Raw genomic sequence first — 18,340 nt, forward strand, 5'->3', positions numbered from 1 at the left:
TAACTACCGACGGGTGTTGGCGCAAGGCCTATCGAAAGGCCCGCGTCGCGGGCTCTGGCGGGCGGGCAGCCAGTAGGGTTGCGGCGTGGCACGCATCGCCTATCTCGGGCCGCAAGGCACTTTCACTGAAGCGGCCATGCTGCAGCTGGTCGCCGGCGACCCGGATTTCGAACCGATCGCCTGTGACAGTTCGAGCGCGGCGGTGGAAGCCGTTCGCATGGGGGCCGCGGATTACGCGTGCGTGCCGATCGAGAACTCCATCGAGGGTTCGGTGCTGCCGACCATGGACAGCCTGTCGTCCGGCAGTGGAGTACAGATTTTCGCCGAGCACACGCTCGACGTCTCGTTCAGCATCGTCGTCCGTCCGGGAGTGGCCGCCGACGCGGTGTCGACCGTTGCGGCGTTTCCTGTGGCCGCGGCTCAGGTTCGCCGCTGGCTGGCCGAACGGTTGCCGCACGCCACCCTGGTGCCTGCGATCTCGAATGCCGGTGCGGCGCAGCAGGTTTCCGAAGGCCTGGTGGATGCAGGTGTCAGTACCGCGCTGGCCGCCGTGCGGTGGGGGCTGGATTCGCTGGCCGACGGCGTGGTCGACGAGCCCAATGCCAGAACACGTTTCGTGCTCGTCGGCCGTCCCGGCCCGCCGCCGCCGCGCACCGGTGCCGATCGGACGTCCGTCGTGCTGCGGCTGCGCAATGAACCGGGCGCCCTGGTGTCTGCCATGACTGAGTTCTCGATCCGGGACATCGATCTGACCCGCATCGAATCTCGACCCACCAGAACGGAATTGGGCACCTACATCTTCTTCCTGGACTGCGTCGGGCACATCGACGACGTACCGGTCGCCGAGGCGCTGAAGGCGCTGCACCGGCGGGTGGCCGAGGTGCGGTACCTGGGGTCGTGGCCGACCGGGGTGGCCGCAGGTGCGGCGCCGCCGGTCACCGATGAGGCGACACAGTGGTTGGCGGGGTTGAGAGAGGGGAACCGCGCATGAGCGGGCGCTTGGTATTGGTGCGGCACGGGCAGTCGGAGGCGAACGTCGCCAAACGGTTGGACACCCGGCCGCCGGGGGCGCCGCTGACGCAACTCGGTCATCAGCAGGCTCGCGATTTCGGGATCGACTGGGCGCATCCCGTTGGCCTGGTGGTGCATTCGGTGGCGCAGCGGGCCGTCCAGACGGCCGCCGACATCGCGGACGGCCTGGGTCTGGACCCGGCCGAGGTCCACGGCATCCACGAGGTGCAGGTGGGTGACCTGGAAGACCGCAGTGACGCCGACGCCATCGCGCAGTTCGACGCCATCTACGACGAGTGGCAGCGCGGCACCCTCGATGTCGCCATGCCGGGCGGTGAGACCGGTCTCGAGGTGCTGGACCGGTTTCTGCCGGTGCTGACGCATCTGCGGGTGCGGTACCTGGACGACCACGAGTGGGCGGGCGACATCCTGGTGGTGAGCCACGGTGCGGCCATCCGGCTGGTGGCCGCCCAAATGGCCGGTGTGGACGCCGATTTCGCGTCGGAGCATCACCTGGTCAACGCCGAGTGCGTGGTGCTGAGCCCGATCACCGATGGCCGGTGGAGCTGCGTGCAATGGGGCTCGGTGCTGCCGCCGTTCTACCCGGGACACGACCCCGAGGCGCCGCCGGCGCCTGACCCGATGGGCTGACTACCCCGCGGCGCGCAGGCCAACCGCGGGTTGTGCGCAGCCGCAGGCGACCACGTCGCAATCGATGCGCAGAGTGTGCTCGGACTCAGGTAGCGCGCAGGTCTCGTCGGTGCACTCGGCTGGCAGACCGGCGTGCACGATGACCGTGCCGTGGCAGTGCGCCAGCCCGTCCACGCAGTTGCGGCAGGCGGTGGTCATGGACTCAGTTGTAACACCGCGGTCCGACAAACTCGCGGTGCCGCGCTGCTCAGCCCCAGCCCAGCTCGTGCAATCGATCGTCGTCGATGCCGAAGTGGTGGGCGATCTCGTGGATCACCGTGATGGCGACCTCGTCGACGACCTGCTCCTCGGAGTCGCACATGTCGAGCAGGGCGTCGCGGTAGATCGAGATGGTGTCGGGCAACGCGCCCGCGTAGAAGGAATCGCGCTCGGTGAGCGCGACCCCTTCGTACAGTCCGAGGATGTCGGGGTCGTCCGGATTGCGCGGCTGCACCAGCACCACGACGTTGTCGAGCGCCGCGGCGAGTCGGGGTGGGATGAGATCGAGCGCGTCGGACACCAGTTCCTCGAACCGCTGCTGCCCCATGCGTACTGCCATGGTTACGGAGCGGGCGGTGCGGCCGGTCCGGGTGGCGCACCCGCCCCCACCGGTCCGGCCGGGGGCGCCGGTGCTGCGGGCTCGTCCTCGATCGGACCCTCCAGGGGAGCGCCGCTGCCGGGCACCGGCGGAGCGGGCGGCGGGCCGTTGAGGAACGTGTTGCCCTGCTGCTGCTGAGGCGTACCGGGGGTGGTGTTGCCGTGCTGGTTCGAGGTGTCGGGCTGACCAGGCATGTGCTGGTTGCCCTGCGGCGTCTGCGAGGTCTGCTGGCCGCGCTGGTTCTGCCCGGACTGACCGGACTGCGAACCCTGCGACGACGATGACGACGATGACGACGAGCCCTGCGACGACGTGTCCACCGGCGGCTCGATGACCGGGATCGGCGGGAGGTTCAGCCGTTCCTCCGGGATGGCCGGCGGCGCGACGGGCGACTGCCCGTTGACCATCAGCGGTCCCTTGGCGCTGTTGATCAGCGTCGACCAGCCGCCGTTGCCGAGCGACGTGCCGATACTGCACGACACCTGCCGGCTGCCGGCCGTCCAGCTGGGCAGCGCGATCGAGCTGTAGATCAGGGTCAAGGTGGTGCCCCGCAGCTGGACCGGGGCCAGGTAGGCGTCGGTGGCCTTGGTGCACTCGTCCTTGATGTACCCCAGCTGGTCGGGCTCGGTGGGCATGACGTCGTGGTACTTGTCGGCGAGGTTGACCGCGCCGGTGACCTCCATGGCGTGCGGCGCCGAGCAGTCGACCGGGATGTCGATGGGCTGGTTGGTCGCTGGATCGATGCCGAGGCAGGTGCCGGCCGGCCACACCTTCGACTGGTCGACGTCCGCGACCTTGCCCTTGTAGGCCAGCTGCTGGCTGTTCGGGCCGAGCAGCTGCAGGCCGCACAGCATGCGGCGCTGCCCCTTGGTCTTCCAGGCCTTGTCGCCCGACCAGACCAGGCTCACCGCGAACTTGCCGTTCGGGTCGAAGCGCGGGCCGAGGTAGTCGCGCGCTGCGTTCTGGCACTGCTCCTGGCTGATCTGCTTGATCCGGGAGTCCGACGGCGGCGCCGCGTTGGGACCGTATTCACTGCCCGGGAACGTCCGCATGTCCAGGGACTCTGCGACTTCGAAGCGGTGTTCGTTCTTGCAGTCGACGATCTCGACGGCGTCCGGCGAGCGCTCCGGCCAGTTCAGGCAGTCGCCGGGTTTGGCGTGGTCGAGGGTGTCGCTGACGCGGCCGGCGTTGACGCGCCCGGTGCTGAAGCCGAGCCCCGTCGGGCCGAGTGAGCCTTCAGGCAGGACGGTGAGGACACCGGCGATGAGCAGTCCGCCGAGCGCGGTGAGGACGAGCGCACGTTGAGTCCCGGTGACATGCATGCCGTGCATGCGTTGTCGCCAGGTGGTCGTCGTCTTCGGCGCGTCTGGGGGTGTGTCCAGGCCCAGTTCGACCGCCGCGGGTGCGTCCAACATCGGTTCTATTGTGACAGCCGTAGCTGGAGCTGTGACAAGAGTTGCAGTTGTACCGTTATGTGGTTGTGGCCGGGCCCGGCTAGTGGCCCCTCGACATTCCACGGTCGCGGTGAGAAAAGTAGTCTGACGCCCGTGATCGACCTCAAGCTGTTGCGCGAAGATCCAGACCGGGTGCGGGCGTCGCAGCGGTCCCGTGGCGAAGACCCTGGCCTCGTGGATGCGCTGCTGGATGCAGACGCGGCCCGGCGCGCCGCCATCGCTGAGGCGGACACGGCGCGGGCCAACCAGAAAGCAGCGAGCAAGCTCGTCGGTGCGGCCTCCGCCGAAGAGCGGCCCGCCCTGCTGGAGAAGGCCAAGGAACTCTCCGCGGCGATCAAGGCCATCGAGGCCCGGCAGGCCGAGATGGAGGCGGCGTTCACCGCCGCACACATGGCGATCGGCAACGTCATCATCGACGGCGTGCCCGCCGGCGGCGAGAGCGACTTCGAGGTGCTCGAGGTGGTCGGCACACCGACCACCCTCGAGGCTCCCAAGGACCACCTGGAACTGGGCGAGGCCATCGGCCTGCTCGACATGGAGCGCGGCGCCAAGGTGTCCGGCTCGCGGTTCTACTTCCTGACGGGCCAGGGCGCGCTGCTGCAGCTCGGGCTGCTGCAGCTCGCCGTCCGGCTGGCCACCGAGAACGGGTTCACCCTGATGATCCCGCCGGTGCTGGTGCGCCCAGAAATCATGCGCGGCACCGGATTCCTGGGCGCGCACGCCGACGAGATCTACCGCCTCGAAGCCGACGACATGTACCTCGTCGGGACATCGGAGGTGCCGTTGGCCGGTTACCACTCCGACGAGATCCTCGACCTGTCCGAGGGACCGCTGCGGTACGCCGGCTGGTCGTCGTGCTTCCGCCGGGAAGCCGGCAGCTACGGCAAGGACACCCGCGGCATCATCCGCGTGCACCAGTTCGACAAGGTCGAGGCCTTCATCTACTGCAAGCCCGAAGACGCCGAGGCCGAGCACCAGAAGCTGCTCGCCTGGCAGCGTCAGATGCTGGCCATGATCGAGGTGCCCTACCGCGTGATCGACGTCGCGGCAGGCGATCTCGGCTCGTCGGCAGCGCGCAAGTACGACTGCGAGGCGTGGGTGCCGACGCAGCAGGCCTACCGCGAGCTGACGTCGACCTCGAACTGCACCACGTTCCAGGCCCGGCGGCTCTCGACCCGCTACCGCGACGAGAACGGCAAGCCGCAGACGGCGGCCACCCTCAACGGCACCCTCGCCACCACCCGCTGGCTGGTGGCGATCCTGGAGAACCACCAGCAGCCCGACGGCAGCGTCCGGGTACCCGAAGCCCTGGTGCCGTACGTCGGCACTTCGGTGTTACAGCCCAAGTAGAAACCACGTCGGCGGGGGCATGACGGTGGAATACCCGGTGCGGGTGACGGTGCTCGGTCCGGTGCAGGCGTGGGTCGGTGACGATCCGGTGGACCTGGGTGCGCGGATGCAGCGGGCGCTGCTGGCCCGGTTGGTCGCCGCGCGCGGCCACACGGTGTCCGTCGACCGGCTCATCCACGACCTCTGGGAAGGCGAACCGCCACCGAAGGCACTGTCGGCGTTGCAGGTCTACGTCTCCCATCTACGCCGCGTGCTCGAACCCGACCGGCAGCGCCGGGCGCCGGCCCGCATCCTGGTCAGCGCCGCGCCCGGGTACTGCCTGCGGTTGCCGGACAACGCCGTCGACTCCTGGCGTTTCGAAGCAAAAGTTGCTGCGGCACAAGAGGAATCGGATTCGCGAAACCGTGTGCAACTGCTCGACGAGGCACTCGCGGGCTGGGCGGGCGAACCGTTCGCGGGGGCCGGTGACGCCTTGTGGGCGGCGCCGGAGGTCTCGCGGCTGACCGAACTCCGGCTGGCGGCGGTGGAAAGCCAGGCCGCCGCACTCGTCGACCTCGCCCGGTACAGCAGCGCCATCGCGGCGCTGGAAGGGCACGTCGCCGAGCATCCGGGGCGCGAAGGGGCCGCCGCGGTCCTGGCGACCGCGCTGTACCGGACCGGGCGGCAGGCTAATGCGCTCGAGGTGCTGCGGCGCACCCGCGAGCACCTGATCGACGAGCTCGGTCTGGAACCGGGCCGGGCCCTGCGCGATCTCGAGCGCGACATCCTGCGCCAGGCCGATCATCTGGAACCGTCGCGGCCCGCGCCGGTGCGGTCGACGACGCCGGCGGCCCCGGCTGCCGCGCCGCGGGAACCTGTGGGTCACGTCGCATACGGCCGGGCCGAGGAGCTCGCGGCGATCGACGCCACCGCCCGTGGCGTCGCCGCGGGTGCCAGCGCGGTGCTGTGGATCGGCGGCGAAGCGGGCTCCGGTAAGACCACGCTGGCCGCGGCCGCCGCGGCCCGGTTGCGGGCGGCCGGCTGGCGGACGGTGCACGGCCGGTGCCAGGAGGTCCATGGCGCGCCCGCAGGCTGGGCGTGGACCGAGGTGCTCCGCGAGCTGGTTGATTCGACCGATCACGACCGGCAGGCGCTGGCCCCGCTGCTGCACGACGGCGCCGCCGCCGAGCAGGGCACGTTCTGGCTGGGACAGGCGGTGGCCGACGCGCTCGGCACCGTCGCCGACGACCAGCCCCTGGCCGTCGTGCTCGACGACCTGCACCGCACCGACGGCCTGACGCTGGAGCTGCTGCGGCTGGTGGCCGACCGTGTTCAGGACCGCCGCGTGCTGGTCATGGCGACGTACCGCCCGTCGGAGGATCGCGGCGAGCTGGAGGTGGCCCGGGCGGCTCTGACGGTGCATACGTCCGCGCATCTGATCCTCGGCGGTTTGGACGCCGCGGCCACCGCTGCCGTCGCCGCCGATTGCGGACTGACGACCAGCGGCGAGGCCCTGCGCCTGCTGCGGGAACGCACCGGTGGCAATCCATTGTTCGTGCGCGAACTGGCCCGGCTGATGGCCGCCGAGGGGCCGGACGCGGTGTGGGCGTCGGTGCCGGTCGGGGTGCGCGACGTACTGCGGCGCCGGCTGGCCCGGTTGCCCGGCCCGACGGTCACCGCCCTGCGGCAGGCCGCCGTGCTGGGCCGCGACATCGACGTCGACCTGCTGGCCGAGCTGGGTCGCAGCGACCCCGACGATCTGCTCGATGCGCTGGAACCGGCCGTCCTGCTGGGCCTGCTCGACGAGCCGTCGCCGGGCCGGCTGCAATTCGCGCACGGGCTGGTCCGCGACACCCTCTACGAGGACACCTCGAAGCTGCGCCGGTCCCGGTTGCACGGCGCCGCGCTGGAGCTGTTGCGCGCACCCGGCCGCTCGGTCGACCAAGCTGCCCTGGCCCACCACGCCGTCGCCTCGGCGACTGCCGAAACCGCTTCGGCGGCAGCGGATTTCGCCACCGCCGCGGCGCGGGACGCCGGTTCGGTCGGGGCCCACGCCGAAGCCGCCCGGCAGTGGCGCGCCGCGGTCCAGATGCTCGAACTCGCGGCCGGCCGGCAGCTGGCGCCGAGCGTGGCAATCCTGGATCAGGACATCGAGGTCCGCTGCGGACTGATCGCCGCGCTGGCGCAGTCCGGCGACGCCGTCACCGCGCGCAGCGAGATGAAGTGCGCGCTGCAGCTGGTCTCCGGCCGGTCGCGCGACGACCTGGTGGTGCGCATCCTCACCGCGTGGGACACCCCGCTCGTGTGGCGCGACCGCGAGTACGACGAATCCGACGGCCAGATGATCGGGCTGTTGCGCCACGTGCTGGCCGGCGACGTTGCCGCCGCGGACCGCATCCGGCTGCTCAAAGCGCTCTACGTCGAGTTGGAGGGCAACGACCCGGACGGTGCGCTGGCGGCCAGCACCGAGATGCTTGCGCTGGCGCGGCAGGTGTACGCCGACGATCCCGGGGCGGGCCGCCTGCTGTGCACTGCCCTCAACGTCCACGCGTTCTGTGCCCTCGGACCCGACCTCGACACCGAGCGCGACGTGCTCGCCGCCGAACTACTGCAGACCGCCGAAGCCGCCGAGCAGGCCGACTACCAGGCGGTGGCGCACTGGCTGCTGTCGCTGGCGGCCGGCAACCGCTGCGATCTAGCGACGGCCAAGCGCCACGTCGACCTCGCGGTGGCGCGCGCGAGCACGGGTCAGCTGGTCCACCTGCTGGGGGTGCTGGGTCTGTTCCGCGCCCGGATGTACCTGTTGGCCGGCCGCCTGGACGAGGCAGTGAGCGCCTACACCGACCTGGCCGCACGCATGGCCGAGAACGGCGCCGCCAACGGCGCCAAGCTGGCGATGGTCGGCCGGACGACGGGCGAATTCTGCCTCGGCGACCTCGGCACACTGGCCGACGAGTTGCTGTTCTTCTACCGGGAGATTTCCGTCGCCGCGCTGGACGCGGCGGTGCTGGCGCTGGTCGCGCGGGGCCGCGAGGCCGAGGCCCGGGAGCTGTGGCCGGACCGAAAGCCCATCGAGCGGGCCTATTTCTGGGTGCCGTTCACCGTGCTGCGGGTCAACGCTGCGGTGGCGATGGGTGACCTTGACGAGGTGCGGGCCCGCTCGGCCGAACTGGCGCGCTACTCCGGCAGTATCGCCGGGCTCGGGGTCGACGGGTTGATGGTCGGCCCCGTCGACGACGCGCTGGCCGCGGCCGCCGACGTGCTGGACCGGCCCGACGAGGCCCGCGACTACCGCAAGGCCGCCGAAACGCTGCGGGACCGGCTGGCGGCCGAGGCCCGCAGCTTCATCGACTAGTCGGCCAGGGCCTCGAGCCGGCTCTCCGCGAGGTCGCCGAAGACCGCGCGCATCACGCGCCGGTGCCGCAGCGCCAGCACCGCCAGGAATGCCCGCAGCCCGATGCCCAGCTGCCCTGCCATCGAGGCCCGCTCGTCGTCGGTCATCACCGCGAGCGAGCGCGGACCGTCGAACGACATCCGGCTGCCGGCGCGCGCGGCCGCCTCCACCGCCTCCCAGTCCGCGACCGACACGTGCTCGGTGATCAGCGGGAACAAGTCCAGTTCCTCGTCGTTGATGTGCTCGGTCAGCAGCGCGGTGAGTTCCGCCAGCTCGAAGGCCATCAGGAATGCGACCTTGCGGTCACCGTTCGACAGCCGGAACGCCGCGGCGCGGGCGCGCAGCTGGTCCAGGCGCGGGTCGAGCGCGGCGTGGTCGTCGGTGAGTTCGCTCAGATCCAGGTGATCGCCGACGCTGGCCTGGATCACCGGCCACAGCACGGTGTCCTCGGTGTTGTGGTGGTGATGGATGGAGTCGCACAGCATCTCGATGTACTGCGAGATGGCGCGGGCCCGGGCGGGCGTGCAGATCACGTCCCGGTCGCGCACCGCCCTGGCCAGCTCGGTGAGACGGACCAGGTCGACGAGCATGGCGCGGTGCGCCAGCGTGATACCCAGCAGATCGGGCTTGGGTTCGCCGGCTTGGCGCGGTGCGACGGTGGTGGTGTGGACGGAGGTGGGCACAGCGGACTCCTTGTGATCAGGTTGTGCACAGCCTGGTGCCCGTGACTTAAGCGCGACTTGGTTGTGGCTTGTCGGGGCTGGTCACGGCCGAAGTAGGGTGGCTGCCATGATCGATCTCGACCTGGACGACATGCGTGGCTGGTTCGGCTTCGGGGTGGCGGGCAACTTCGCCGGGCACCTCGAACAGGCCGGGGAGGCAGTCGATTTCGTCAACGTCAGGTCGGAGGGCGGGGCGCCCAAGGGCATTTTCCCGTGGTACGCGCCGGGCAGTGACACCTTCCTCGGTGAGTTCCCGCTGTCGACGGACGCCGTCCAGCTGCCCGTGAGTGACACCCCGCTGAATCTGCAGATCGAACCCGAGGTCGGGCTGGCGTGTGAGGTGTCGTGGTCGGGCGACCGGGTGGTCGGGCTGCGGCCGTTCGCGCTGGGCGCGTTCAACGACTGCTCGATCCGCCGGCCCAATGCCCCGAAGATCAGTCACAAGAAGAACTGGGGTCCGGCGTCCAAGGGCGTGGCCTCGCAGTTCTTCGAGATCAGTGACCTGAGCCCCGACGGCCCGACGTCGTCGTTGCGGCTGGCCAGCTTCCTGGACGACGGCAGTGACGATGGGGCTGGCACCGAGCACGCGTACGGCCAGGACAGCCCGTTGCTGGGCTACTCGTACTACGGCACGCAGCTGCTGGACTGGATCGTCGACCGGCTGGCCAACCAGAAGGGCTCCGACGACACGCCTCTGGAGGATGTCGGCGCCCTGATGGTGGCCAGCGGCCACCCGTCGCACCTGCTCGTCGGCATCGGCGCGACGCGGTACACCGAGCTGGGGGAGTCCACCTACCTCAAGCCGGGCGACCAGGCCATCGTGCGCGTGTACGACACCGCCTCCGACGACGCCTCGGTGCTGCGGCAGACGGTGCGGGCCGCGCAGTAGCTCGGATTGCTACCCGAACCCGGCGTAGCATTGGTGCACGTCGGGGCCATCGGCCGGAGGTATCCATGATGCTCAACTCGACCCGTTCGTTCGTCATCACGTCGGCGGCAATTCTGGCGTTGAGCGGCAGCAGTGCTGTCGCCGCAGCCGATCCCCCAGCGCCAGGTACCCCGTGCGGCGGGGACAAGGTGATCACGTCCATCAACACCTGCGAGCCGCTCAATTCGTCCTGCACCGGCTACGACGGGATGCTCATCGGCCGCGTCGCCGCGGACGGGCGGTGCGTGATTCCCGGGCTCGCCGGCACTACCTGGTAACGGCGGCCGTCAACGGCCCGCTTGTTCCTTCAGCAACACGTCGAGCGTCGCCAGAAACTCCCTGGGTCGCAACGGGGTACAGGCCGGCGCCGGGGTGGTGCCGACGACGTCGAGGGTCACCAGCGTCGACTTGATGGGCCGCCAGATGTCCAGTGGCAGCCAGCGCCGCGGATCGGTGCCGCCCCAGATCAGGAACCGGTCCATGATGAATCCGAGTGATTCGGACTTGTAGCCGCGGATCGCGCTCAGTGGGATGATCTTCGACGTGCCCGATGGAAAGTGGTAGCGGCGCAACGTGATTGCCTGCCGATCCAGGAAAATCTGGCCGTCGTCGTAGTGCGCGTCCGAGCGAGCGCCGGAGTGGGCGCTGGTCACCGTTTGGCGCTCCGCAATTCGTGACCCTTGGAGGTCAGGCAGCGGCCGTTGTCGAGGTTCCACTGCCAGCCGTGCAGGTTGCAGGTCAGGGTGTTGCCCTCGACGATGCCGAACTTCGACAGGTCGGCCTTCAGGTGCGGACAGCGGCGCTGAATCTCGTAGCCGCCCAGGTCGATTGACGCCGACGTGTCGTGCGCCTCGGCGAACCAGCCGTCGGCGTAGGCGATGCGCTCGTCGGTCAGGCACTTGAAGAACGTGTAGAGGTATTCGTTGTAGCCGCCGACTCGCCACGCCTGGAAGCGGGTGGACAGGAAGATGGTGTTGACCCAGTCCGGCTCGTCGTCACGCAGCACGGTCCGCACCAGCTCGGGCGCGATGCCGAAGCCGTAGCGGAACTTCTCGTCCGGAATCGCTTCCCGCACAGCTCGTTTCGGAAAGTCCAGGACGACGGTCTGAGAATCGACCCCAGTGCCGATCTTCAATTCCACGGGGTAGCCGATGCCGTCGCAGATCTGGTCGCTCTGCACCATGATCGGCTCGAACTTGGCCCGCAGCGGCTCCAGCAGCGAATCGCCGGAATCCGTTGCCCACGAGGACTTTTCTGCGGCCAGCACCGGTGCCATGCGCTGGGCATAGGCCTCGATGTACTCGGCCTTGCCGGTGGTGAAGATCGCTTCGGCCTCGGCGTCAGGGATCGGGTGCGTCAGCGAGTCCAGCGTCGAACCGGTGAACGAGGCCACCGTGCCCGGGATCATCAGCAGCCCGCGGTCGTGGCCGTGCCGGCGCAGCTGGTCCAGGAACACCGCCTGGTCCGGGAAGATGTTGGCCGGATCGTCGTGATCGTCGTTGAGCCAACGCAATTCGGGATCCAGGAAGCACGGCGGACCGGCCGACGGCACCACCCAGGTGGCCCCGACCTGCGCGATGTACTGGCGGGACCGGTCCATCTGCCGCTGCCGCTTCTGGGTGCCGAAGGCCTCCTTGGCCCGGGCCGGCATGTCGTAGACCATCGGGTACCAGATGGCGCCCGAGTACTGCAGCATGTGCACGTCGACGTCGCCGAACTCGGTGGCCACCATGTCCAGGTCGATCGGGCGGGCGTCGTTCATGTTGAACGCGACGGTCTCGCCGTCGGAGACCACCAGGCCCGAGTCGCCGATCGGGCCGTCCGCCGGGGCGCGCAGGGCGATGATCATCACGTCCAGGTCGCCCTTCGGGCCGCTGACGCGGTGCTTCACCGAATCGGTGGTCTCGAAGAACGTGTGGAAGCCGAGGGCCTCGAGCTCACGGCGCAGGTCCGGCACCGGGTAGTCCGGCAGCAGTACCGTCGCGTCCTTGTTGACGTGGGCGCGCAGGTGCTCGGGATCGAAGTGGTCCTTGTGCAGGTGGCTGACGTACAGGTAGTCGCAGTCGCCGAGCGCGTCCCAGTCCAGTCGGCTGTTGTCCGGGAACGGGAACCACGACGCGAAGTAGGCAGGGTTCACCCACGGGTCGCACAGAATGCTGCCCGCAGCGGTGTCGATCCGGAATCCTGCGTGTCCAACGCTTGTGACCTGCACAAATGCCCCTTTTGGCGGTGGAGAGTTCGCCAGCGAGTCTAACTGGATGTCGAGGTGTGTCAGCCGGCGTCCCAGAGCGCGCGATAGTAGTCGATGCGTGCGTCGTCCCGCGTCACCCCGTAGGCGTCCAGCAGGGCGGCCTCGTAGTTGCCGGGGTAGTTCCAGTCCAGCGACATGGTGGCGATGGCCAGGTCGGCCCACCGGTCGGCCACCCCGAGGTCCCCGATGTCGACGTGCCCGACGAACGCGCCGTCGTCGCTGATCAGGGTGTTCGGTGCGCAGGCGTCGCCGTGGCAGACCACGAGCCGGTCCGGATCGGGGACGTCGGCAACCCAGGACGGACGCCCGAACGGGCAGTCCTCGACCGGCAACGCGTCATGCATGACGCGCAGGCCCGCGCCGATCGCGCGGGCCGCGGTCTCGGGATCGTCGGACCACAGCGGGTCGACGGCGGAGCGCCCGGGCAGGCCCGCGGTGTGCAGCCAGCCCGCGCCCTCGCCGAGCACGATCGGCACGGCGATGTACTTCCCGGCCCAGCTCAGCCGGACCGCTTCGGCGGTCAGCAATGGCGCGTGCTCGGCCGGGTAGGTCTTCACGTACTCGTCGCCGGCGCCGATGGCGAACGTCACGCCACCGAGTTCGTTCTCCCACACCGCGGTCACGGGACGGCCGACGGCCAGCGCGTCGACGACGTCGGGAATCGGTACGGGGCCGGTCGGGAAGGTCACCCCTACAGCCTGGCCTACCTTTGTAGGCGCGGTACCGACGGTCCGCACTAGGCTGGTGCTCGTGGAACCGGTATATGGCACGGCAATCAAGCTGGCGCGCACGGTGTGGCGCGTGCAGGGCTTGAAGTTCACCGTCACGGGCACAGAGAACCTGCCGGTCAGTGGTGGTGCGGTGGTCGCCATCAACCACACCAGCTACTTCGACTTCACCTTCGCCGGGTTGCCCGCCGTCCTGCAGAAGCGGGGCCGCAAGGTGCGGTTCATGGCGAAGAAGGAAGTCTTCGACAACAAGTACGGCGGGTGGCTGATGCGCAAGATGCGCCACATCCCCGTCGACCGCGGCAGCGGCGCCGACTCGTACTCCGAGGCGGTCAAGCAACTCAAACTCGGCGAGCTCGTCGGCGTCTATCCGGAAGCCACGATCAGCCGCAGCTTCGAGATCAAGGCATTCAAATCGGGCGCGGCGCGGATGGCTATCGAGGCCGACGTGCCGATCGTGCCGCACATCATCTGGGGTGCCCAGCGGATCTGGACCAAGGGCCATCCGCGCAACATGCGCCGCCCCAAGGTGCCCATCCACATCCATGTCGGTGAGCCCATATATCCGACGCTGCCCGCGGCCGAGTTGACCGCGCTGCTGCACGCCCGCATGCAGCATCTGCTGTCGGAAGTTCAGGACGCGTACGGAGAGCACCCGGCCGGCGAATTCTGGGTGCCGCACCGGTTGGGTGGCGGGGCGCCGACGCTGGCCGAGGCCGACCAGATGGATCTCGACGAAGCCCGCGAGAAAGCGGCCCGCCGGGCGGCGCGGCAGGCGGAAGGGGCGCCGGAGTAGCGCCATGGAGCCAGTCTTCCGCGGCATCGAGATTGCCGCCAAGGCGGCGGTTGCCGCCACCGGGACTCGGATCACTTACCAAGGGCTGGAACACATTCCGGATACCGGTGGCGCGGTGATCGCGATCAACCACACCGGTTACGTCGACTTTCTGCCGGTAGGGCTGGCCGCCACGCATCGGAAGCGCCGGGTCCGCTTCATGCTCAAGGCCGAGGTCCAGCAGGTGCCGATGGGCAATTTCCTGGTCAAACGGGCGGGGCTGATTCCGGTCGACCGCAGTTCCGGCGGTGACGCGTATCCGGTCGCCGTGGAGCGGCTGCGCGCCGGGGAACTGGTCGGGGTGTATCCGGAAGCCACGATCAGCCGTAGTTTCGAGCTCAAGGAATTCAAGACCGGGGTGGCGCGGATGGCGCTCGACGCGCAGGTGCCGATCATTCCCGTGATCGTCTGGGGCGTGCACCGGGTGTGGACCAAGGACCACCCGAAGCGGTTGGGACGCAAGAAGATTCCGGTCATCGTTCGGGTGGGTACGCCGATCCTGGCGACCGGTCCGGTCGCCGAGGTGATGGCGATACTGCAGCAGACCATGACCGATCAGCTGCACACGGCGCAGGAGGAATACCCGCACCCCGAAGGTGCGTATTGGGTGCCGCGCCGACTGGGCGGCAGCGCCCCGACGCCTGAGGAGGCCGAATTGCTGGAGAAGGCCGAACGGGCCCGTCGGGAAGCCGAGGGCCGGTGATGCTGCCCGCGCTGATCGCCACCGACGTCGACGGCACCCTGCTCGACACCCATGAGCGGGTGACGCCGCGGACCCGCGCCGCGGTGCAGGCCGCGGTCGCGAACGGCGCCAGGTTCGTGCTTGCCACCGGCCGGCCGCCGCGCTGGATTCCACCGGTGGCGGAGGGCCTCGGGTTTGCCCCGATGGCGGTGTGCGCCAACGGTGCGGTGGTCTACGACGCCGCGACCGATCGCGTCGTGTCGGCGCACACCCTGTCGCCCGACGCGCTGGGCGAGCTGGCCGAGATCGCCGCCCGGGTGATCCCGGGCGTCGGGCTGGCGGTCGAGCGGGTGGGCCGTACCGCGTTCGACGAATCGATACCCCAGTTCGCGAGTTCGCCTGGCTACGAGCATGCCTGGCACAACCCCGACAACACCGAGGTCTCGGTCGAGGACATGCTGAGCGTGCCCGCGGTGAAGCTGTTGATCCGCAAGGCCGGCGCGCACAGCGCGGATCTGGCGGCGGCGCTGGCGCCACATGTCGGCCTCACTGGCGACCTGACCTACTCGACCAACAACGGGCTGATCGAAGTGGTGCCGCTGGGTATCAGCAAGGCCACCGGCGTGGCCGAGGTCATCCGCCCGCTGGGGATCAGCGCCGAGGACGTCGTGACATTCGGCGACATGCCCAATGACGTCCCGATGTTGACCTGGGCCGGGCTCGGTGTGGCGATGGGCAATGCGCATCCGGAGGCCCTGGCGGCCGCCAATGAGGTCACCACGACCAACAGCGACGACGGCGTCGCGCGGGTCCTCGAACGCTGGTGGCTGTAGCCCTAGCTCTGCATCTCGATCCGGCTGAACCGCTCGAGCTGCACCGGCTCCTGCTGCGGTAGCGGCGGAAGTTCTTGTGGCACACCGTCGATGACGCGGGTGACCGTCCCGTGCTCGCGGTCGAAGTTGAGGGTGCCGTGCTGGAAGTTCTGCACGATCCACTGCGGTTCCGGAATCTCCCCGCTGGTCGGCAGTCCGAGGGCGCCGCGTTCGAAACCCAGTGCGCCCCAGGCGTCGTAGAGGGATCCGGTCAGAGGCTGGGCGCCGGTGGCGGGCGACCAGTACATGGCGCCGTGGTCGAAGGTCGCGTAGCGGGTGTGGCCGTCGGCCGCGGCCTCCGGCGAGGTGGCGACGCCGAGCGGGCTGGCCGCCCCGCCCATGGCCTGCCACTTGTCGAAGATGGCGCCGCCGCGCAGCATGTCCATGGCGCTCAGGGCGCCCGGCGGTGCGGTGACAGATGCTGCGATGTCCCGCAATTCGCCCATGGCGGCGTAGGCGGCGTTGCCCGGGCAGTCGGTGTTGCCGACGTCGCGGTGGGTGAAGATGGTCGGCAGGGTCGGCGTCGCGCCGGCGGGGAAGTGGGTGAAGGTGCCGCCGCCCGAGGTCAGCACCACGCTGCCCAGGGGATTGACGTGGTCCAGACTCAGCCGCCAGCCGATCAGCCGGCCGGTCATCTTCAGCTGTAGCGGGGTCGGGGGCACGACGTCGAAGTCACCGAGCATGGCCACGCCCCAGGTGTCCACGTTGAATCCACCGGTGTGCGACCCCTCGACGGGCCTCGTCATCCCGCCGAAGCGGCCTTCGAAAACCTGACCGTACTTGTCGACGAGCGCGTTGTAAGCGATGTCGCACCAACCCAATTCGCGGGTGTGGTACTCGTAGATCGAGCGGACGATGCCCGCAGAATCCTCCGGTGCGTAGTCGTTGCTGCCGGCGGTGTGGTGCACGATCGCGGCGCGCACACCCTTGTCGTAGACCGGCTGGCCGCAGCGGACGCCCTCGTTGGCGCCCCACTGGGCGCGGCTGATGATGTTCGGCGGCTGGTTCGGTGCCGAAACCGCGGTCGGCTGGAACTGGACGTCGGCCGGCGCCTCCGGCGGGCTGATGAGCACCGCTTTCATGCTGGGGCCCAACGGCTTTTCGACATCGACGGGGCGGTACCCCAGTCCGGGACCCTGCGGTCGGCCGGCGTCCGGCGGTGTGGCGGCCGCTTCGGCGGGCCGGGTCACCGCGATCTGGACGGTCGTGGTGCGGCCGACGAACACCGGCTCGGTGCCGCGAGTGGTGGCGCGGGCCTCGCCGACGCCGTCGGGTGCCTCGACTTCGTACCAGGGTCCCCAGGACCCGTCGGCTTTCTGGGCGCGCACGCGGGCCGAGGTGCCGGTGAAGTCCGATGCGGTGAGCGCGACCAGGGAGAAGGGGGTGTCCTGGTGGATTTCCCGGACGGTCTGTCCGCCTCCGACACCGGCCAGTGGCTGCGTGCGCAGCTCCGGTGCCGACGGCTTGTCGTCCGTCAGGCCGGGGATGCCGGGGATGCCGGGGATACCACTGACGGCCAACGGCACCATCACGACGGTCGCCGCCAGGGCGGACAACAGTATTGACGGTGCGGGTCGACGGCGCGGCACAGCGCGAATGTTACGTATGTGTCAGCTGTTACCAGTGTTTCGACACGGGTTACTGAACTGTCAATTCTCGGCGAGACGCCGCAACGGCACCGCAGAGCCGTGGGGCTTCTGCGGTGCCGTCTTGGTTACAGGTCTTCAGTTGTGTGTGACGCGATGTCAGACCGCGGGTGCCGGCAATGCCGGTGCGGCCGCGGCGGCTGCCGCGGGGGCGGCCTGAGCGGACTTCACCGCGGAGGTGATGGCCGGCATGACCATGCCCTTGAGCAGGTCGATCGCCTGGGTCGCGCCCAGCTGGTTGGCCGCGCTGGTCAGATCGCTGATCAGCCCGCCGCCGCCGCTCGGAGCTGCGCCGAGGCCGAGGCCGTCGCCGCCACCCAGTCCGACCGACGGGTCGCCGAGGATCGGGTAGCTACCGCCCAGTCCCTGGCCCGGGCCGAGGCCCAGGCTGGCGTTGGGATCGGTCATCGGCATCCCTGCCGTGCCGAGCCCTGCCGGGTTCGCGCTGATCGACGGCGTCGTCAGGCCAGTGGCGTTGAGACCGGGAGCCGTCAGCCCGGGCGTGCTCACGCTCGGGAGGGTGGCGCCCTGGGTCGTCAGGCCGGCGCTGGGCAGGCCGCCCAGTCCCGGGGTCAGCGCCGATGGGCTGGTGGTGCCCAGGCCGGTCGGCGGGGTGAGGCCAGGTGCGGTCGCCCCGGTCGGTGGGGTCAGACCGGGTGCGGTCAGGCCGGTCGACGGGGTGGTGCCCAGGCCAGGGGTCAGGCCGGCCGGCGGAGTGAGCCCACCAGCGGGCGTCAGGCCGGTCGGCGGCGTCAGGCCTGGGGTGCTCAGACCGGGGGTCAGGCCCGGAGAGCTCAGTCCCGGGGTCAGGCTGGTCTGCGGCGACAGTCCGGTCAGGGGGCTGGTGGAGCCGCCGGCGCCACCCATGAGGTTCGGCAGGTTGACGCCGAACTGGGACAGGCCCTGCGACAGCGCGGACATGACCTCGTTGGGGAGGTCGGTGACCAGCGCGGCCTGGACGAATTCGCGGTGCTGCGGAGTCGGGTTTGCCGGGGTCATCTGGGCGACCGCCACGAGTGCGATCGGACTTGCGACGGCCACGGCGGCGACTGCGCTCATGGCTGTCGAGAGCTTGCGTCGACGTCGGTTAGGCACGGAAGTCTCCTCGGGTCGTGTGGGGCACGGCTCGAGCTGGCTTGCCGAGTCGTCGGTACTGACGGATTCGATGTTAAAGCTGTGATTGGTGGGATTAGAGTGACG

General features: G+C 69.6%; 18 protein-coding genes. 9 read left to right on the top strand and 9 right to left on the bottom strand.

The window, feature by feature from the left end:
* Positions 1-85: 85 nt before the first annotated feature.
* Together pheA and ACNO8X_RS04520 are read left to right on the top strand one after the other, a co-directional pair.
* A complete protein-coding gene (gene pheA, locus ACNO8X_RS04515) occupies positions 86-991 on the top strand; it encodes a prephenate dehydratase (protein ID WP_418004333.1) in 906 nt (301 codons plus the stop codon).
* Positions 988-1,662: a histidine phosphatase family protein gene (locus tag ACNO8X_RS04520; protein ID WP_418004334.1), complete on the top strand. Its 675-nt coding sequence runs from the start codon at positions 988-990 to the stop codon at positions 1,660-1,662. The genes pheA and ACNO8X_RS04520 overlap by 4 nt, the downstream gene beginning before the upstream one ends.
* Here the strand turns inward: ACNO8X_RS04520 and ACNO8X_RS04525 are convergent, their stop codons facing one another.
* Genes ACNO8X_RS04525 through ACNO8X_RS04535 form a run of 3 tightly spaced genes read right to left on the bottom strand, consistent with a single transcriptional unit; the run spans position 1,663 to position 3,723 of the window.
* Entirely contained in the window at positions 1,663-1,860 is a 198-nt protein-coding gene (locus tag ACNO8X_RS04525; RefSeq protein ID WP_418004335.1) for a hypothetical protein, read from the bottom strand.
* 49 nt (positions 1,861-1,909) lie between these two features.
* The gene (locus ACNO8X_RS04530; protein ID WP_418004336.1) at positions 1,910-2,260 is read right to left on the bottom strand and encodes a metallopeptidase family protein; all 351 of its coding nucleotides are present in this window, start codon (positions 2,258-2,260) and stop codon (positions 1,910-1,912) included.
* Between the two features lie 2 nt (positions 2,261-2,262).
* Positions 2,263-3,723, bottom strand: coding sequence for a septum formation family protein (locus ACNO8X_RS04535; protein WP_418005778.1), 1,461 nt, complete (start codon positions 3,721-3,723; stop codon positions 2,263-2,265).
* 123 nt (positions 3,724-3,846) lie between these two features.
* Between ACNO8X_RS04535 and serS the strand changes: the two genes are divergently transcribed.
* Positions 3,847-5,103, top strand: coding sequence for a serine--tRNA ligase (serS, locus tag ACNO8X_RS04540; protein WP_418004337.1), 1,257 nt, complete (start codon positions 3,847-3,849; stop codon positions 5,101-5,103).
* Between the two features lie 19 nt (positions 5,104-5,122).
* Entirely contained in the window at positions 5,123-8,437 is a 3,315-nt protein-coding gene (locus tag ACNO8X_RS04545; RefSeq protein WP_418004338.1) for a BTAD domain-containing putative transcriptional regulator, read from the top strand.
* Here the strand turns inward: ACNO8X_RS04545 and ACNO8X_RS04550 are convergent.
* Positions 8,434-9,159, bottom strand: coding sequence for a hemerythrin domain-containing protein (locus tag ACNO8X_RS04550; protein ID WP_418004339.1), 726 nt, complete (start codon positions 9,157-9,159; stop codon positions 8,434-8,436). The two genes, ACNO8X_RS04545 and ACNO8X_RS04550, sit on opposite strands and share 4 nt — an antisense overlap.
* Positions 9,160-9,265: 106 nt before the next feature.
* Here ACNO8X_RS04550 and ACNO8X_RS04555 point away from each other — a divergent pair, with 106 nt between their 5' ends.
* The gene (locus ACNO8X_RS04555) at positions 9,266-10,087 is read left to right on the top strand and encodes a DUF5718 family protein (protein ID WP_418004340.1); all 822 of its coding nucleotides are present in this window, start codon (positions 9,266-9,268) and stop codon (positions 10,085-10,087) included.
* 65 nt (positions 10,088-10,152) lie between these two features.
* Entirely contained in the window at positions 10,153-10,404 is a 252-nt protein-coding gene (locus ACNO8X_RS04560) for a hypothetical protein (protein WP_260972112.1), read from the top strand.
* A 9-nt stretch (positions 10,405-10,413) separates the two neighbouring features.
* Here the strand turns inward: ACNO8X_RS04560 and ACNO8X_RS04565 are convergent, their stop codons facing one another.
* The 3 genes from ACNO8X_RS04565 to ACNO8X_RS04575 are packed head-to-tail and all read right to left on the bottom strand — an operon-like array spanning position 10,414 to position 13,066.
* Complete coding sequence (locus tag ACNO8X_RS04565) at positions 10,414-10,779, bottom strand: hypothetical protein (protein WP_051955334.1); 366 nt, start codon at positions 10,777-10,779, stop codon at positions 10,414-10,416.
* Positions 10,776-12,338, bottom strand: coding sequence for a Rieske 2Fe-2S domain-containing protein (locus ACNO8X_RS04570; protein WP_418004341.1), 1,563 nt, complete (start codon positions 12,336-12,338; stop codon positions 10,776-10,778). The genes ACNO8X_RS04565 and ACNO8X_RS04570 overlap by 4 nt, the downstream gene beginning before the upstream one ends.
* A 59-nt stretch (positions 12,339-12,397) precedes the next feature.
* Positions 12,398-13,066, bottom strand: coding sequence for a phosphotransferase (locus ACNO8X_RS04575; RefSeq protein ID WP_418004342.1), 669 nt, complete (start codon positions 13,064-13,066; stop codon positions 12,398-12,400).
* Positions 13,067-13,127: 61 nt separating this feature from the next.
* On the opposite strand from ACNO8X_RS04575, the gene ACNO8X_RS04580 reads away from it, so the two are divergent.
* The 3 genes from ACNO8X_RS04580 to ACNO8X_RS04590 are packed head-to-tail and all read left to right on the top strand — an operon-like array spanning position 13,128 to position 15,455.
* The gene (locus ACNO8X_RS04580; RefSeq protein ID WP_043402933.1) at positions 13,128-13,901 is read left to right on the top strand and encodes a lysophospholipid acyltransferase family protein; all 774 of its coding nucleotides are present in this window, start codon (positions 13,128-13,130) and stop codon (positions 13,899-13,901) included.
* A 4-nt stretch (positions 13,902-13,905) separates the two neighbouring features.
* The gene (locus tag ACNO8X_RS04585) at positions 13,906-14,643 is read left to right on the top strand and encodes a lysophospholipid acyltransferase family protein (RefSeq protein ID WP_418004343.1); all 738 of its coding nucleotides are present in this window, start codon (positions 13,906-13,908) and stop codon (positions 14,641-14,643) included.
* The gene (locus tag ACNO8X_RS04590) at positions 14,643-15,455 is read left to right on the top strand and encodes an HAD family hydrolase (protein ID WP_418004344.1); all 813 of its coding nucleotides are present in this window, start codon (positions 14,643-14,645) and stop codon (positions 15,453-15,455) included. The genes ACNO8X_RS04585 and ACNO8X_RS04590 overlap by 1 nt, the downstream gene beginning before the upstream one ends.
* A gap of 2 nt (positions 15,456-15,457) precedes the next feature.
* On the opposite strand, the gene ACNO8X_RS04595 is transcribed toward ACNO8X_RS04590, so the two are convergent.
* Both ACNO8X_RS04595 and ACNO8X_RS04600 read right to left on the bottom strand, forming a co-directional pair.
* The gene (locus tag ACNO8X_RS04595; RefSeq protein ID WP_418004345.1) at positions 15,458-17,083 is read right to left on the bottom strand and encodes an N-acetylmuramoyl-L-alanine amidase; all 1,626 of its coding nucleotides are present in this window, start codon (positions 17,081-17,083) and stop codon (positions 15,458-15,460) included.
* Positions 17,084-17,239: 156 nt separating this feature from the next.
* Positions 17,240-18,235, bottom strand: a complete 996-nt coding sequence (locus tag ACNO8X_RS04600) for a hypothetical protein (RefSeq protein ID WP_418004346.1) — start codon at positions 18,233-18,235, stop codon at positions 17,240-17,242.
* Positions 18,236-18,340 lie beyond the last annotated feature (105 nt).

Origin of the sequence: Mycobacterium sp. PDNC021, from assembly GCF_048282635.1 — a bacterium.
GTDB lineage: Bacteria > Actinomycetota > Actinomycetes > Mycobacteriales > Mycobacteriaceae > Mycobacterium > Mycobacterium llatzerense.